This is a genomic window from Pseudomonas sp. Sample_22, assembly GCF_004307635.1.
Classification (GTDB): domain Bacteria; phylum Pseudomonadota; class Gammaproteobacteria; order Pseudomonadales; family Pseudomonadaceae; genus Aquipseudomonas.
On the sequence record NZ_RCNY01000081.1, the window covers coordinates 285,189 to 300,795 of the forward strand.

Annotated in this window: 16 protein-coding genes; 8 read left to right on the forward strand and 8 right to left on the reverse strand. The window is 60.0% G+C overall.

Annotated features, from left to right (window positions below):
• From D8U73_RS21120 to D8U73_RS21140, 5 genes are all read left to right on the forward strand, one after another.
• A complete protein-coding gene (locus D8U73_RS21120; RefSeq protein ID WP_056855562.1) occupies positions 1–1,074 on the forward strand; it encodes a microcin C ABC transporter permease YejB in 1,074 nt (357 codons plus the stop codon).
• A gap of 1 nt (position 1,075) precedes the next feature.
• Positions 1,076–2,095: an ABC transporter permease gene (locus D8U73_RS21125; protein ID WP_056855563.1), complete on the forward strand. Its 1,020-nt coding sequence runs from the start codon at positions 1,076–1,078 to the stop codon at positions 2,093–2,095.
• Position 2,096: 1 nt separating this feature from the next.
• Positions 2,097–3,707, forward strand: coding sequence for an ABC transporter ATP-binding protein (locus D8U73_RS21130; protein ID WP_056855564.1), 1,611 nt, complete (start codon positions 2,097–2,099; stop codon positions 3,705–3,707).
• A 20-nt stretch (positions 3,708–3,727) separates the two neighbouring features.
• Entirely contained in the window at positions 3,728–4,522 is a 795-nt protein-coding gene (gene fabI, locus D8U73_RS21135; protein WP_007937760.1) for an enoyl-ACP reductase FabI, read from the forward strand.
• A 218-nt stretch (positions 4,523–4,740) separates the two neighbouring features.
• Positions 4,741–5,166 (forward strand): VOC family protein, encoded by a 426-nt coding sequence (locus D8U73_RS21140; protein WP_130905750.1) that lies wholly within the window; start codon positions 4,741–4,743, stop codon positions 5,164–5,166.
• Positions 5,167–5,281: 115 nt separating this feature from the next.
• On the opposite strand, the gene D8U73_RS21145 is transcribed toward D8U73_RS21140, so the two are convergent.
• From D8U73_RS21145 to D8U73_RS21175, 6 genes are all read right to left on the reverse strand, one after another.
• Positions 5,282–5,863 (reverse strand): GGDEF domain-containing protein, encoded by a 582-nt coding sequence (locus D8U73_RS21145; RefSeq protein WP_056855566.1) that lies wholly within the window; start codon positions 5,861–5,863, stop codon positions 5,282–5,284.
• 74 nt (positions 5,864–5,937) lie between these two features.
• Entirely contained in the window at positions 5,938–6,519 is a 582-nt protein-coding gene (locus tag D8U73_RS21150) for a hypothetical protein (protein ID WP_130905683.1), read from the reverse strand.
• Between the two features lies 1 nt (position 6,520).
• The gene (locus D8U73_RS21155; protein WP_130905684.1) at positions 6,521–8,689 is read right to left on the reverse strand and encodes a xanthine dehydrogenase family protein molybdopterin-binding subunit; all 2,169 of its coding nucleotides are present in this window, start codon (positions 8,687–8,689) and stop codon (positions 6,521–6,523) included.
• Positions 8,690–8,696: 7 nt separating this feature from the next.
• Positions 8,697–9,152 (reverse strand): (2Fe-2S)-binding protein, encoded by a 456-nt coding sequence (locus D8U73_RS21160; protein ID WP_056855569.1) that lies wholly within the window; start codon positions 9,150–9,152, stop codon positions 8,697–8,699.
• Positions 9,153–9,507: 355 nt separating this feature from the next.
• Positions 9,508–10,662 carry an NnrS family protein gene (locus tag D8U73_RS21170; protein ID WP_130905686.1) on the reverse strand — a complete coding sequence of 385 codons (1,155 nt, stop codon included), beginning with the start codon at positions 10,660–10,662 and terminating at the stop codon, positions 9,508–9,510.
• Positions 10,662–10,910, reverse strand: coding sequence for a transmembrane sensor/regulator PpyR (locus tag D8U73_RS21175; RefSeq protein ID WP_130905687.1), 249 nt, complete (start codon positions 10,908–10,910; stop codon positions 10,662–10,664). The genes D8U73_RS21170 and D8U73_RS21175 overlap by 1 nt, the downstream gene beginning before the upstream one ends.
• Before the next feature lie 265 nt (positions 10,911–11,175).
• Here D8U73_RS21175 and D8U73_RS21180 point away from each other — a divergent pair, with 265 nt between their 5' ends.
• Positions 11,176–11,679, forward strand: coding sequence for a VOC family protein (locus D8U73_RS21180; RefSeq protein WP_056855572.1), 504 nt, complete (start codon positions 11,176–11,178; stop codon positions 11,677–11,679).
• A 33-nt stretch (positions 11,680–11,712) separates the two neighbouring features.
• Positions 11,713–12,546: an AraC family transcriptional regulator gene (locus tag D8U73_RS21185; protein WP_130905688.1), complete on the forward strand. Its 834-nt coding sequence runs from the start codon at positions 11,713–11,715 to the stop codon at positions 12,544–12,546.
• Here D8U73_RS21185 and D8U73_RS21190 read toward each other — a convergent pair whose 3' ends face one another.
• The gene (locus D8U73_RS21190; protein ID WP_130905689.1) at positions 12,547–13,134 is read right to left on the reverse strand and encodes a LysE family translocator; all 588 of its coding nucleotides are present in this window, start codon (positions 13,132–13,134) and stop codon (positions 12,547–12,549) included. It lies immediately after the preceding gene.
• Between the two features lie 90 nt (positions 13,135–13,224).
• Positions 13,225–14,556: a PLP-dependent aminotransferase family protein gene (locus D8U73_RS21195; protein WP_130905690.1), complete on the reverse strand. Its 1,332-nt coding sequence runs from the start codon at positions 14,554–14,556 to the stop codon at positions 13,225–13,227.
• Positions 14,557–14,646: 90 nt separating this feature from the next.
• On the opposite strand from D8U73_RS21195, the gene D8U73_RS21200 reads away from it, so the two are divergent.
• Complete coding sequence (locus D8U73_RS21200; protein ID WP_130905691.1) at positions 14,647–15,543, forward strand: DMT family transporter; 897 nt, start codon at positions 14,647–14,649, stop codon at positions 15,541–15,543.
• The last annotated feature ends 64 nt before the right edge of the window (positions 15,544–15,607 follow it).

Below are 15,607 nucleotides of genomic sequence, written 5' to 3' on the forward strand. Positions count from 1 at the left end.
ATGCTGGCGTATATTTTTCGGCGACTGCTGCTGATCATTCCGACCCTGTTCGGCATTTTGCTGATCAACTTCGTGATCATCCAGGCCGCCCCCGGCGGGCCGGTGGAACAGATGATCGCCAAGCTCGAAGGCTTCGAAGGCGCCACCAGCCGCATTGCCGGCGGCGGTGCCGAGGTGTCGGTGGCCGGGTCCGCCTATCGCGGTGCCCAGGGCCTGGACCCGGCGCTGATCAAGGAAATCGAGCACATGTACGGCTTCGACAAATCGGCGCCGGAACGCTTGTGGATCATGGTCAAGAACTACGCATCACTGGATTTCGGCGACAGCTTTTTCCGCGATGCCAAGGTCATCGACCTGATCAAGGAAAAGCTGCCAGTGTCGATCTCGCTGGGACTGTGGAGCACGCTGATCATGTACCTGGTGTCGATCCCCCTGGGGATCGCCAAAGCCACGCGACATGGCAGCCACTTCGATGTCTGGACCAGTTCGCTGATCATTGTCGGCTATGCGATTCCGGCGTTCCTGTTCGCCATCCTGCTGATCGTGGTGTTTGCTGGCGGCAGTTATCTGGATTGGTTCCCTTTGCGTGGGCTGACCTCGAACAACTTTGATGAACTGAGCACGGGCGGCAAGATTCTTGACTACTTCTGGCACTTGGCGCTTCCCGTGACCGCGCTGGTGATCGGCAACTTCGCGACCATGACCCTGCTGACCAAAAACAGCTTTCTCGACGAAATCAACAAGCAGTATGTGGTCACCGCCAAAGCCAAGGGCCTGACCCGACACCGCGTGCTCTACGGCCACGTATTCCGCAACGCCATGCTGTTGGTGATCGCCGGATTCCCGTCGGCATTCATCGGGATTTTCTTCACTGGCTCGCTGCTGGTCGAAGTGATCTTCTCCCTCGACGGCCTCGGCCTGATGAGTTTCGAAGCAGCGATCAACCGCGATTACCCGGTGGTGTTCGGCACGCTGTTCATCTTCACCCTGCTGGGGCTGGTGGTGAAACTGATCGGTGACCTCACCTATACCTTTGTCGATCCGCGCATCGACTTCGAAAGCCGGGAGCATTGAGATGAACCTGTCCCCTCTCAACCGCCGCCGCTTCGAACTGTTCAAGGCCAACAAGCGCGGATGGTGGTCGCTGTGGCTGTTCCTGATCCTGTTCGGCGCCAGCCTGGGCGCCGAGCTGATCGCCAACGACAAGCCGCTGGTGGTGCATTACGACAACGGTTGGTACTTTCCGGCACTCAAGCGGTACCCGGAGACCACCTTCGGCGGCGAATTCCCGCTGGAAGCCAACTACAAGAGCCCGTATATCCGCGAGCTGCTCAAGGCCAAGGACGCCTGGGTGTTATGGGCGCCGATCCCGTTCAGCTACCAGAGCATCAACTACGACCTGAAAGTCCCGGCACCGGCACCGCCCTCGGCGGACAACCTGCTGGGCACCGACGACCAGGGCCGCGATGTACTGGCACGAGTGATCTACGGGTTCCGCGTCTCGGTGCTGTTCGCCCTGACACTGACACTGCTGAGTTCGATCATCGGCGTGGTCGCAGGGGCATTGCAGGGGTTTTATGGCGGCTGGGTCGATCTGGCCGGACAGCGGTTCCTGGAGATCTGGTCCGGGTTGCCGGTGCTGTATCTGCTGATCATCCTCGCCAGTTTCGTCCAGCCCAACTTCTGGTGGCTGCTGGGGATCATGCTGCTGTTTTCCTGGATGAGTCTGGTGGACGTGGTGCGCGCCGAGTTCCTGCGTGGGCGTAACCTGGAATACGTGCGTGCGGCGCGGGCGCTGGGCATGCAGAATGGCGCGATCATGTTTCGCCATATCCTGCCCAATGCCATGGTTTCGACCATGACCTTCATGCCGTTCATCCTGACCGGCGCCATCGGTACGCTGACCGCCCTGGATTTCCTCGGGTTCGGCTTGCCGGCCGGCAGTCCGTCGCTGGGCGAGTTGGTGGCCCAGGGGAAATCCAACCTGCAGGCGCCGTGGCTGGGCATGAGCGCGTTTGCGGTGCTGGCGTTGATGTTGAGTTTGCTGGTGTTTATCGGCGAGTCCGCTCGCGATGCCTTCGACCCGAGGAAGTGAAATGAATCAGGACAATCTGATCGAAGTGCGCGACCTCGCCGTCGAATTCGTTGTCGGTGACAACAGTCAGCGTGTGGTTGAAGGCGTCAGTTTCGACATCAAGCGTGGCGAAACCCTGGCTTTGGTCGGTGAAAGCGGCTCCGGCAAGTCAGTGACTGCGCACTCGATCCTGCGCCTGCTGCCCTACCCGCTCGCCCGGCATCCGTCCGGCACCATCGAGTATGCCGGCCAGAACTTGCTGGACCTGAAGGAAAAAACCATTCGCCACATCCGCGGCAACCGGATCGCAATGATCTTCCAGGAGCCGATGACCTCGCTCAACCCGCTGCACTCGATCGAGAAGCAGATCAACGAGGTGCTGGGCATCCACAAGGGCCTGACCGGCAAGATCGCGACCCGGCGCACCCTGGAGTTGCTGGAGATGGTCGGCATTCCCGAGCCGCACAAGCGCCTCAAAGCCCTGCCCCATGAGTTGTCCGGTGGCCAACGCCAGCGAGTGATGATCGCCATGGCGCTGGCCAACGAGCCGGAGCTACTGATCGCCGACGAACCGACCACCGCGCTGGACGTGACCGTTCAGCTGAAAATCCTCGAGTTGCTCAAGGAATTGCAGGCACGCCTGGGCATGGCATTGCTGCTGATCAGCCATGATTTGAACCTTGTGAAAAGAATTGCGCACCGCGTATGTGTCATGCAGCGCGGTTGCATCGTCGAACAGGCATCGTGCGAAGAGTTGTTCCGCGCGCCGCAGCATCCGTACACTCGGATTTTGCTGGCAGCGGAGCCGAGCGGGACGCCGGCAACCAATGAAATCGGGCCGCCGATGCTCACGGTCGAGGACTTGAAGGTCTGGTTCCCGATCAAGAAAGGCCTGCTCAAGCGCACGGTGGATTACGTAAAAGCGGTGGACGGGATCAATTTCAGCCTGCCCCAGGGCCAGACCCTGGGGATTGTGGGGGAAAGCGGGTCCGGCAAGTCGACGTTGGGGCTGGCGATTTTGCGGTTGATCGGCAGTACAGGCGCGATCCGTTTTGAAGGCAAACAGCTAGACTGCCTGACTCAGCAACAAGTCAGGCCGCTGCGTCGAGAGATGCAGGTGGTGTTCCAGGACCCGTTTGGCAGCCTGAGCCCACGGATGTGCGTGAGCCAGATCGTTGGCGAAGGCTTGCGGATCCACAAAATCGGCACCGAAGCCGAACAGGAACAAGCGATTATTGCGGCACTCAAGGAGGTAGGCCTGGATCCGGAAACCCGGAACCGCTACCCCCACGAATTTTCCGGTGGGCAACGGCAGAGAATCGCCATTGCCCGGGCATTGGTGCTAAAACCGGCGTTGATTTTGCTGGACGAGCCGACTTCGGCCCTCGACCGCACCGTACAGCGCCAAGTGGTGGAGCTTTTGCGCTCACTGCAAAGCAAGTACAACCTGACGTATCTGTTTATCAGCCATGACCTGGCTGTCGTCAAAGCGCTGAGCCACCAACTGATGGTGGTCAAGCATGGCCAAGTGGTCGAACAGGGAGACGCGCAAAGCATTTTTGCCGCCCCCCAACATCCGTATACACAGCAGTTGCTGGAAGCCGCTTTTTTGGCACCAGCCACTGCGCAATAACCTGAAAAGAGGAGCAACACATGGGTTTTCTCGCCGGTAAGCGCGTACTGATCGTCGGTGTCGCCAGCAAGCTGTCCATCGCATCCGGCATCGCTGCCGCCATGCATCGCGAGGGCGCTGAGCTTGCCTTCACTTATCAGAACGACAAACTCAAGGGTCGTGTCGAAGAGTTCGCACAAGGCTGGGGTTCGAGCCCGGAGCTGTGCTTCCCGTGCGACGTGGCCAGCGATGCCGAAATCGCCAAGGTCTTCGAAGAGCTGAGCAAGAAGTGGGACGGCCTGGACTGCATCGTGCACTCTGTCGGCTTTGCCCCGGGCGACCAACTGGACGGCGACTTCACCGAAGCCACCACCCGTGAAGGTTTCCGCATCGCTCACGACATCAGCGCCTACAGCTTCGTGGCCCTGGCCAAGGCCGGTCGCGAAATGATGAAAGGCCGCAACGGCAGCCTGTTGACCCTGTCGTACCTGGGTGCCGAGCGCACCATGCCGAACTACAACGTGATGGGCATGGCCAAGGCTTCCCTGGAAGCTGGCGTGCGTTACCTGGCCGGCTCCCTGGGCCCGGACGGCACCCGCGTCAACTGCGTATCGGCTGGCCCGATCCGCACCCTCGCCGCTTCCGGCATCAAGAACTTCCGCAAGATGCTGGCTGCCAACGAAGCGCAAACCCCGCTGCGTCGCAACGTCACCATCGAAGAAGTCGGCAACGCCGGCGCCTTCCTGTGCTCCGACCTGGCGTCGGGCATCAGCGGTGAAATCATGTACGTCGACGGCGGCTTCAACACCACCGCGATGGGCAACATCGAAGAGTGATCTTCGCTTAGCCCCAAAAAAACCCGCCTGTTTCGGCGGGTTTTTTATTGGCTGGGATGTTCAGAAACAACACAACCCCCTGTAGGAGCGAGCCTGCTCGCGATGGACGTCAACGATAACGCGCCTTGCCTGAAGAGCTCGTCACAACAACTATCGTCTTTAAATCGATATACACATGGCTAAACTCAACTCAACTTCCCATGACCGAGACTAGCCCGATGCAACTATCCCCCTTTCACTTGGCCATTCCCGTTTACGACTTGGCCGCCGCGCGGCACTTTTATGGTGCGGTATTTGGCCTGGAAGAAGGTCGCTCAAGCGATCATTGGGTCGATTTCAACTTTTTCGGCCACCAACTGGTGATACACCTGGCACCGAAAAATGCCTCACAAGAAGCCGCTCATACCAATGCCGTTGACGGGCATGACGTGCCGGTGCCGCATTTCGGTGTGGTGTTGCGGATGGCGGAATGGGAGGCGCTGGCTGAGCGTTTGCAGTCCCTGGGTACGCGATTCGTGATTGAGCCGGGGATTCGCTTTCAAGGGTTGGTGGGTGAGCAGGCGACGATGTTTTTGTTCGATCCATGCGGGAATGCGCTGGAATTCAAGGCGTTCAAGGATATCGGGCAGTTATTTGCCAAATAAGCGCAGACTGTAAGGGTGTCATCGCGACAGGCTCCCACAGGGGATTTGTGAACACCGCTGATCAAACTGTGGGAGCGAGCCTGCTCGCGATGAGGCCAGCCAATTCAGTACAAAACTAGCGGCCCAACACCGCTTGCGCCTCAGCCAAAAGCTCTTCCACCGAGCCATGCACGGTGGGGTCGAATTCGATCTGTCCGATGCTGAACCTGATGTCATAGCCACGATGCACCGTGGCGTTGCGCTCATCGAGCATTTCCTCAAGCCGCGCCTTGATCGCCGCGGGATCCACGCTGCCGGAACCGGTCAACAACGCGACAAAGGTTGCGCCTTCCAGTCGGCCGATCACATCGTTTTCCCTGAAGCCGATGCGCAACACATCGGCAAAGGTTTTCAAGGCATCGTCGCCCTCGGCATGCCCGAACAGGTAGTTGATACGCTTGAAATCATCGAGGTTGAAGAACAGCAGCGTCGCTGGCCGTTCCAGTTGAGCGCAGGCATCCAGCCCCATTTGGGCCAAAGCCAGAAAGCCATGGCGATTAGACAACAGCGTCAGCTCATCCATGCTAGCCATCTGCACGCCCGTCAGCTCCTGTTCAGCCTTGCGGGCCAGGTCGCGCAACATTTCGCGCTCCTGTGCGGGCGTGCGCAGAGGGTCTGCGCAGACGCTTTTCTTGTGTGGCTTGCCTGAAATCAGCATCACATACTCCATTGGCGGGTATGTTCTTTAGAGCCCTGGATATCGGGTTTGACTCCCTGTTTACCAGCCGTTGGTCAGCTACCCGTCACCGGACACGGCCCACCGGCCTCCGTCCAGAGCTTGAATTGCGCGACGAAAACATCGTGCGCTACCGGCACCGGGGCGCGATTGCCGCCAGGATTCCAGCCCCATAGCACCAGCTTGTCTTCGCTGACATGTTTGAGCAGCGCGGCGAAATCACGGTCGCCATTGCTCCCGCGGTCTTTGATCATGGCGCACAGCTTGTCAGGTGGCAGGCCGATCCAGGCCATCTTGTGCGCCGCTGGCGGCAGACTCCAGTGCGGCGCTCCCGGTGGTGCGTGGGGGCCGTAACTGGCCGGGGGATTGGCTTCGGCATGGCAGCTGGCGCAAGGCAGCCCGGCCGCCCCCTTGCCGTCCAGGCCTCGCACCACATTCATCGCGTGAGGTGTTCCGGCATCGAACTGCAACGGCGCATCGCCGGGAATGTGGCAGTTCTGGCAACGTGGGCTCTGGAAGACTTGTTGCACGGTGCCGAAGGCTTTCAATGCCGCCTTGTCCTCGGCAAATAGCTCCGTCGCATAAACAAAAAGACCCAGCAACAACACCGAGCCGAGCAACCAATGGTGTCGTTTCATCTCACACCCCCGACAGTTGCAGCGGCAATTCCCGCAGGCGTTGCCCGGTCAAGGCAAAAACCGCATTGGCCACTGCCGGTGCGGTAGGCGGTACGCCGACTTCGCCGATCCCTCCAGGCTTGTCGCTGCTGGGCACGATGTGCACTTCCACTATCGGCATCTCGTTGAGCCGCAGCACTTGATAATCATGGAAATTGGACTGCACCACCTGACCCTCATTGAACGTCAGATGGCTGTGCAGGGTGAAACCCAGGCCAAAGGCAATGCCTGACTCCATCTGCGCGGCGATGCTTTGCGGGTTGACCGCGATCCCGCAATCCACTGCGCATACCACGCGATGCACGCGGATTGCCAGGTTGTCCTGGGACACCTCGGCGACCTGCGCCACGTAACTGCCGAAGGATTCATGCACCGCCACGCCCAGGGCATGACCGTCCGGCAGTGGCGCTTTCCAGTTGGCCTTTTCCACGGCCAGGTTCAAGACACCCAAATGACGCGGGTGCTCCTTGAGCAGTGTCCGTCGATATTCCACCGGGTCCTTGCCCGCCGCATCGGCCAATTCATCGATCAATGATTCCATGACGAAAGCCGTATGCGTGTGCCCCACCGAACGCAACCACAACACGCTGATGCCGGTTTGCGGCGAATGAAGATCCACCTGATGATCGGCCATTCCCGCGAGGTAAGGACTGTCCGCCACGCCTTCGACCGAGGTTTTGTCGATGCCATCCTTGACCATGCTCGCTTCGAGCGAAGTGCCGGCCATGATCGACTGCCCGACCAATACGTGCTTCCACGCCACCGGCAGCCCATCGGCACCCAACCCGACCTGTGCCTGGTGCAGGAACGCTGAGCGGTAATAACCGCCACGAATATCGTCCTCCCGCGCCCACACGGTTTTGACCGGTCCACCCGCCGCTTTCGCCACGTGCACCGCTTCGGCGACAAAATCCGAGGTCGGGTTGGCCCGTCGGCCGAAACCGCCCCCAAGGAATTCGGTGTGGATTTCGACTTGCTCGGGTTTAAGACCGGTGATTTTCCCGGCGATCATCTGGTCCAGGGTCTGGAATTGCGTGCCCGTCCAGATCTCGCATTTATCCTGGGTGATCTTTACGGTGCAGTTGAGCGGTTCCATCGGCGCGTGGGCCAGGTAAGGCACGCTGTACTCGACCTCAAGCTTCTTTGCAGCCTTGGCCAACGCAGCCTGGGCATCCCCTGCCTTGCTGGCGGGCAAGCCTGGGGTGGCGGCGAGTTTGCGAAAGTTTTCCAGCAGCTTCTGACTGTCGAGACCGGCATTCGGCCCCAGGTCCCAATCGACGTGCAGGGCATCGCGACCGAGCTTCGCCGCCCAGTAATGATCGGCAATCACCGCCACGCCCGTCGGCACCTGCACCACTTTGTGCACGCCCGGTATCGCCAACGCCTCGGCACCTTCGAAGGATTTGACTTGGCCACCGAACACTGGCGATCGGGCGACCATGGCAGTCAGCAAACCGTCGAACTGCACGTCCATGCCGAACTTCGCCCGACCGGTGATTTTTTCCGGGGTGTCCAGGCGTTTGGTGGGTTTGCCAATCAGCTTCCAGTCCTTGGCTTCCTTGAGCTTGATCGACGCCGGGTCCGGCACAGGCAACTTGCCAGCATCATCCGCCAACTCGCCGTACGTGGCGCGCTGGTCGCCGGCAATGACCACGCCGGATTCGGTACGAATCTGCGAAGGCGGCACATTGAAACGCTTGGCCGCGGCATCGATCAGCATCAACCGCGCCGCCGCGCCGGCCTGACGATACCGATCGAATTCCATCCAGGTCGAGGTGGAACCGCCGGTGATCTGCATCCCGCCGAACCCGGCCATGCCGTAATCGGCAGCCGAGGCTGGCGAATGCTCGACCTTGATTTTCGACCAGTCGGCATCCAGCTCTTCGGCGATCAACATGGTCAGGCCGGTCCAGATGCCCTGGCCCATTTCCGAATGGCCGAGCAGTACAGTAACGCTGTTGTCATTGCCGATCCGCAGGAATGCATTGGGCGCAAACACATTGCCCTGATTCTCCGCCGCCCCGGCAAAACGGTGGGCACCGGGGATGACGAACGCCACCACCAGCCCCCCACCCAGCACGGCAGTGCCCTTGAGAAAACCGCGACGTGAAAGCGGATTGAGACTGTCCATAATCACCTCAACCCAGTTCGGCAGCGCGTTTGACTGCGGCGCGGATCCGCGGGTAAGTGCCGCAGCGGCAGATATTGCCCGACAGCGCCTGATCAATGTCGCTATCGGTCGGCTTCGGGATCTTCGCCAACAACGCCGCGGCCGACATGATCTGCCCTGACTGGCAGTAACCGCACTGCACCACATCGAGTTCGGCCCAGGCTTGTTGTACTGGGTGCGAACCGTCGAGGGAGAGCCCTTCGATCGTGAGGATTTTTTGCCCGTGAGCCACTGCGGTGGCCGGCGTGATGCAGGAACGCAGCGGCGTGCCGTCGACGTGCACGGTGCAGGCGCCGCACTGGGCCATGCCGCAGCCAAACTTGGTCCCGGTCAGGTGAGCAACATCACGCAAGACCCAGAGCAGCGGCATATCCGCGGGGACATCCAGTTCCTGGTCCTTGCCATTGATATTCAGGGTCAGCATTTGCGAAGGTCCTCAGACTCACGGTGTTCTGAAGGGGCGTCGCTGCGGTGATCTGATCCCTGTGCGCCGCCTCGGGTTATCCCTACAGCTAAGCGCAAAATGACTTGATGGCCGGGGTGTATCGACCACCGGTCACCAATGGTGGGTTTTGTGGTGCCTGTCAGGCCGCCATCGCTGGCAAGCCAGCTCCCACAGTGATCCCGGTCATACACGGGATTGAGGCGCTAGAGGTCCCTGTGGGAGCGGGCTTGCCCGCGATGGACGTTAACGATGACGCGCACTGTCTGAATGATCGCGTTGGCCGGACGTTTTTCGCGAGCACGCGGTGGGTCAACCGACTCAATTTTCGCAAGCTCTAAACCCTTGGCCCCATCAAAACCCCGGTATAACGCAACAAAAACACCGCAAACGCCATACACCACAACAACGCCGAAAGCCCGAGTCCCAACCCGGAAAACGGCACCAGCACTACCCGCGACAAACCCGCTAGCAGAATCAGCACAAACCCCATCACCACAACCCTGGAAGGCTGCAACGCGCGCCCGGTATGCCCCAGACTGACCCGGGCAATCATTGCCAAAATCAACCCACCCGCACCACCGACCGCCAGCGAATGAGTGGCCAGACTCTGTTGCGCCATCAACCCGAGGTGCCACAGCGCCATGGCAAAAACCGCTACCACCAACCAGACGTAAGACAGATACAACGACCACAACAGCGGTACCCGCCACAGGCCTCGATCATGCCAGCGCCACAGACGAAACGAATGCAATAACCCCATCAGCGCAAACACCGCCGCCAGCCACAGCCTGGGCACGTCCTGCAAACCCACCAGGAATGTCAGCGCGACCAGCAAACCACTCACCAACAAGACCCGGGTCGGCCATGGATTGGCTGCCGGTAAAGCCGGCCGATTCAATCCACGCTGAATGAAGAACGGGATGACTCGACCGCCAATCACACTCATCAACGCACCGATCAGCCACAACGCCGCCAGCACTCCACGCCGCTGCAGATCGAGCTCTTCGATCCAGAGGCCCCAAAGTGTCATGGCCTGACACCCGGCCAGCAACGTCACCATCAACAAAACCGGATAATTGTCGCGCTTGCCGGCAGCCACCAGATCACGGCCCAGCACCCAGGCCAACAAGGGTAAAAACGGAAGCTGCGACAACAGCAACACAGCAGGCGACACCGGCAGGACCCAGGCAAGACGCGCCAGCAGCCACACCAGCATCAGTGCGATCAATGGCCACCCGTTGAGCCCCGGCCGACCTGTCCAGTTCGGTACGGCTGTCAGCAAGAAGCCGGCGATGATCGCCACGGCGAACCCGAACGGCATTTCATGCCGATGCCAGGCAAGCATGCCGCCCACCGGTTGCGCGCCAGGCAATCGACCGTACAACCACAAGGCCCAGATCGCCACCGCCAACGCAGCGAACGCCGCGCCCGCCAGAAAGAATGGACGAAACCCGAGACTGAAAATCGGCGCAGCCGCCAGTTTGCGCATCAAACCATCACCTTCGAGAAAGGCCTGTACAACTGGTGCTGGGACAGCAGGCGCATGACATAGCCGATTTTCAGCAGCGTCGGCCCAACGATAGTCATCGCGTGCAGCGACACCAGCGCCAGGATCGACAGATGGCCTTCATAGAGATAAGCGCCGTAGATGCCTGCCATTAGCATCGCCAGGCCAGTCACGAGCACGCGACGGGAAAGCTGCAGAACATTCTGAGGATTGCTGAAGAAATGGAACATTTTCCGTACTCCTGTAGCAGTTCAGTTGTACTGGAGAGGTATCAAGTCCCGTGCCAGAAATTCAGCCGTTGATAATCAATCACTTAACAAAACCGAGTCAAAACGACTCAGCCCAATAATTGTCTTTACGACTCATTGAATAGTCATATTGACTTCAACCCCACAACATCTGCTTGCACACTTGTCGATCTACGGCACCACCCTAGAGGCCGCGGCTGGCTACGCTGAAAGTCCAGCATGCAAAAACCTGCCAAGGAGACCCGCCATGCTCCACGTACAAAAACTCACGCCGTGCCTGTGGTTCGACGGCCAGGCTGAAGAGGCTGCGAAGTTCTATTGCGCGATCTTCGATCACTCAAAAATCACCGCCATCACGCACTACGGCAAGGCCGGACAAGAAATCCATGGTCACCCCGAAGGCTCCGTGCTGACGGTCAGCTTCGAACTCGACGGACAGACGTTCACCGGACTCAACGGTGGCCCTGAGTTCAAGTTCAACGAGGCGATCTCTTTTCAAGTCAACTGCCAGACCCAGGAAGAGGTCGACCATTTCTGGGGGCGGCTGTCTGCGGGTGGACCGGTCGAGGCCCAGCAATGCGGTTGGCTCAAAGACAAGTACGGTGTGTCGTGGCAGATCGTGCCCGTGGCGATGATGGAGATGCTCAAAGACCCGGACACGAACAAATCCCAACGCGCCATGGCCGCGATGATGCAGATGAAAAAGCTCGATATCGCCACGCTGAAACGAGCCTTTGACGGTGAGAGCTAATACACTCCGAGGCGAACCTGCCAAGGATTGACCATGAAGCTCTCAAAGCCCAAGGATACCGACAAGGCCCCGCGCTTCTGGCGTGATGACGCCCTGCCCTTCATCGAAGCACGCGCCATCGCCGACGGGCGCGAGGTCTGCTACACCCGGCATTCCCACGAGCACTTTTCCATCGGTGCGATCACTGCCGGGCGCAGCACCTATGTCCACGAGCACTCGCAACTCGAGGTCAACGCCGGTACCGTGGTGTTGATGAACCCAGGCGACGTGCATGCCTGCAATCCGATCGATGACGAGCCCTGGTCGTACTTGATGCTGTATGTCGAGACTGCATGGCTGACCGACTTGCAGCATCAGTTGGGGTTCAGCGATGACCTGGCGTTTCGCCGCTTTGCGATCACCCATACCGCTGACGCTGATCTGTTTGCGGGTCTACTGGGCTTTTATGAGGTGCTGGTCGATCAGCAACAGGACGTGCTGCGCAAGCACAGTGCTGCGGTGGAGTTTTTCAGCGATGTGCAACAGCGACTGAACCCCGTCGAACAGCCATTGCGCGAACCGAATTTCAAACTGGAACGCGCCGCCGAATTCATCCGCGAACATTGCACGCAAATGCTCAAGCTCGAAGATATTTGCGCAGCGGCGCAGCTGTCACCGTCCTACCTGATCCGTGCGTTCAGGCAGCACTACGGCATGACGCCCCATGCTTTCCTGGTCAACCGGCGCATCCAGTTCGCCCGCGATCAGTTGCGTAACGGCAAGCTGATCGCCGAGGTAGCGCTGGAGGCCGGTTTTGCCGATCAGGCGCATTTTCAGCGGGCGTTCAAGCAGCATCTGGCAGCGACGCCAGGTCAGTATCGCGGTTGATCAAGGGAGCAGCAGGTACACCGCACTCACCGCCAGCAGCAACGCCATGCTCCGGTTGAACCAGCGCATGTTTGCCGGATTGTTCAGATAGCCGCGCAAGAATGTCCCGGCATAAGCCCAGCAACCGACCGACAAATAGCAGATCACCAGATAGATTGCCGCGAATTGCCACACCAACCGCGCCTCGCCATCGGCAACGAACGCGCCCATGCCCGCCACGCAGGCCAGCCAGGCCTTCGGGTTGAGCCATTGCATGACCGCGCCGTAGAGCATCGACGGCGCGCGACCTGAATCATTCGCCTCCAGCTGCCCATCGTCGGCCGCCAGTTTGAAAGCCATGTACAACAGGAATGCCACGCCGGCCCACTGCACCACTTGGGTCATGGCGGGCCAACGCTGCAGCAACTGGTGCAAGCCCAACCCCATCAACACCAACAGCAATACGAATCCCAGGGTCGCCCCGGCCACGTGCCGTTGGCTGGCCTTGAAACCGAAGCGCGCCCCGGAACTCAAGGCCACGATATTCACCGGCCCCGGGGTGATCGAAGCGGCTAACGCAAATGCCGCCATGGACATGATCAAACTCATCGCACACCTACTTTCAGTCAAATGAACCAGGCGCCACGGTAAAGCGCCCGGTGGTGCGCGTATTGAACAAAACTACCCTCAGATCAACCGTCAGGCGAAGTAGCCCACCACCCTCTTCACTTTGATCAATGCCTGACGCAGGGAATCCATGTCTACCGAACCCAGCGCCAGGCGAATGGCGTGAGGTACATGCGGGGTGATTGCGAAGGGCTCGGCAGGCGACACCGACACTTGTTCGCGCATCAGCGCCATGGCGATCCGGTCGGCCCGGGCGTCTTCGGACAACGGCAGCCAGACGAAATACGAAGACGGATGGCTGACCATGCTCAGGCCCGCCAGCACCTCGCGGGCAATGGCCTGCCGGGCCTGCGCATCCGCACGTTTTTGTGCTTCCAGTTGGTACACCGTGCCGTCATCCAGCCAGGCCGTGGCGATAGCCGTCACCACCCCCGGCGTGTTCCAGGTCGTCGCCATCACGGTGCGTTCAAATCCCGCGATCCAGTGAGTGGGGGCTGCGATAAAACCGACGCGCAATCCGGTGGCAATGTTCTTCGATAAACCGCTAACGTACGCGGTTCTTTCCGGCGCCATTTCAGCCAACGGTGGTGGCGGGTTCTCGGCGAGAAATGCGTAGGCCGCGTCCTCGATGATCATCAGGTCATGCTGACGCGCAATCGCTACAAGTCGCTCACGCTGCTCGGCGTCCATCACCCAACCCAGCGGATTGTGCAAGGTTGGCATCGAGTACACCGCCCGCACCGGACGACTGCGGCACAGTTTGTCCAGGGCTGACAGATCCGGCCCTTTGTCCGTGACAGGAATGGGCAAAACCTCCAGGTGCAGCGTTTCGGCCAAGGTCTTGAACCCGGGATAGGTCAACGCATCAGCGGCAATCACGTCGCCGGGTTTGAGCAACGTCATCATCACCACGGCCAATCCATGCTGGGCACCACTGACGATCAGTACCTGTTCGGCCGGTACGTTCACTCCGCGCTCACCCAGGTGGCGTGCAACCGAGGCCCGCTCGTGCAAGCGCCCGGCGTGGGGCTGATAACGCAACAACGACTCCAGGTCCCCGGACAATGCCAGTTGACGCAATGCCTGGCGCAACAGGTCGGCCTGGCCCGGCAGCGATGGATAGTTGAAGTTCAGGTCGATCATCCCCGCCGCTACCACGGATTGCGAAATGCCCTGGCCAGGCGGCAGCGATGTCTCCCGGACAAAGGTCCCGCGCCCGGTTTCACCACTGACCAGCCCCATGCCTTCAAGCTCGGCATACACCCGGCTGGCGGTGACCAGCGCCAGGCCATGCTCGGTGGCGAGTTGGCGGTGGGTCGGCAGCCGTGTACCCGGCGGCAAACGCCCCGCGCGAATGTCGGCGGCAAAGCTGTCAACCAGGGTTTTATAGCGGGATTTCGGCATGAGGCGATGTATCCATGACAATTTTTTGATTGTATCGATTGCCAACCCTACCATGACTTTCGTGCAATCAAACAATGAGTGAGAGCGAACATGGAAAGGACTTCGAACCTGCATAACCGCACGCTGGACAGCAATGCCAGCGGCTGGATCAATGGCCTGATCGGCGTGGTGATTTTCAGCGGCTCACTGCCGGCAACGCGGGTGGCGGTGCTGGAATTCGATCCGGTGTTCCTCACCGTGGCCCGCGCCACCCTCGCCGCACTTCTGGCGCTGTGCCTGCTGCTGTTGTTCAAGGAACAACGCCCCGCGCGCCATCAACTGGTGCCGCTGATCATCGTGGCTCTGGGCGTCGTGGTGGGTTTTCCGCTGTTGACCGCGCTGGCACTGCAATACGTGACATCGGCGCATTCCATTGTGTTTGTCGGCCTGCTGCCTCTCGCCACCGCGGTGTTCGGCGTGTTGCGCGGTGGCGAACGGCCACGGCCAGTGTTCTGGTTGTTCTCGGTGCTCGGCAGTCTGCTGGTGGTTGGTTTTGCCGCGTCACAAGGCCTGAGCGCTTCACCTCAAGGCGACATCCTGATGTTGTTGGCGATCCTCGCTTGTGGCCTTGGGTATGCCGAAGGCGCCAAGCTGTCCCGCACGCTGGGTGGTTGGCAAGTGATTTCCTGGGCGCTGGTGCTCGCACTGCCGATCATGGCGGCACTGGCCTGGTGGCGGATGCCGGCGTCGTTCAACGGCATCAGCACACCGGCCTGGTTCAGCCTGGCTTACGTGTCGCTGTTCAGCATGCTGATTGGCTTCGTTTTCTGGTATCGCGGCCTCGCCCAGGGCGGGATTGCCGCTGTCGGTCAACTGCAACTGCTGCAGCCGTTCTTTGGCCTGGCGCTGGCGGCAACCCTGCTGCATGAACACGTCAGCATCGGCATGCTTGGGGTAACGGTCGCGGTGATCCTGTGTGTCGCCGGGGCCAAGAAATTCGCCCGATGATGTTCGGCCAATTTGCCGGTGACTGTACGGGTCCGAGGTTGCGGCAGCTGTGATAAAAATACCG

Coding starts and splice junctions, on each gene's coding strand:
- D8U73_RS21125 (WP_056855563.1), top strand. CDS start 1,076: ATGAACCTGTCCCCTCTCAACCGCCGCCGCTTCGAACTGTTCAAGGCC.
- D8U73_RS21145 (WP_056855566.1), bottom strand. CDS start 5,863: ATGCTGATTTCAGGCAAGCCACACAAGAAAAGCGTCTGCGCAGACCCT.
- D8U73_RS21155 (WP_130905684.1), bottom strand. CDS start 8,689: ATGGACAGTCTCAATCCGCTTTCACGTCGCGGTTTTCTCAAGGGCACT.
- fabI (WP_007937760.1), top strand. CDS start 3,728: ATGGGTTTTCTCGCCGGTAAGCGCGTACTGATCGTCGGTGTCGCCAGC.
- D8U73_RS21195 (WP_130905690.1), bottom strand. CDS start 14,556: ATGCCGAAATCCCGCTATAAAACCCTGGTTGACAGCTTTGCCGCCGAC.
- D8U73_RS21160 (WP_056855569.1), bottom strand. CDS start 9,152: ATGCTGACCCTGAATATCAATGGCAAGGACCAGGAACTGGATGTCCCC.
- D8U73_RS21190 (WP_130905689.1), bottom strand. CDS start 13,134: ATGAGTTTGATCATGTCCATGGCGGCATTTGCGTTAGCCGCTTCGATC.
- D8U73_RS21150 (WP_130905683.1), bottom strand. CDS start 6,519: ATGAAACGACACCATTGGTTGCTCGGCTCGGTGTTGTTGCTGGGTCTT.
- D8U73_RS21180 (WP_056855572.1), top strand. CDS start 11,176: ATGCTCCACGTACAAAAACTCACGCCGTGCCTGTGGTTCGACGGCCAG.
- D8U73_RS21120 (WP_056855562.1), top strand. CDS start 1: ATGCTGGCGTATATTTTTCGGCGACTGCTGCTGATCATTCCGACCCTG.
- D8U73_RS21140 (WP_130905750.1), top strand. CDS start 4,741: ATGCAACTATCCCCCTTTCACTTGGCCATTCCCGTTTACGACTTGGCC.
- D8U73_RS21175 (WP_130905687.1), bottom strand. CDS start 10,910: ATGTTCCATTTCTTCAGCAATCCTCAGAATGTTCTGCAGCTTTCCCGT.
- D8U73_RS21170 (WP_130905686.1), bottom strand. CDS start 10,662: ATGCGCAAACTGGCGGCTGCGCCGATTTTCAGTCTCGGGTTTCGTCCA.
- D8U73_RS21200 (WP_130905691.1), top strand. CDS start 14,647: ATGGAAAGGACTTCGAACCTGCATAACCGCACGCTGGACAGCAATGCC.
- D8U73_RS21130 (WP_056855564.1), top strand. CDS start 2,097: ATGAATCAGGACAATCTGATCGAAGTGCGCGACCTCGCCGTCGAATTC.
- D8U73_RS21185 (WP_130905688.1), top strand. CDS start 11,713: ATGAAGCTCTCAAAGCCCAAGGATACCGACAAGGCCCCGCGCTTCTGG.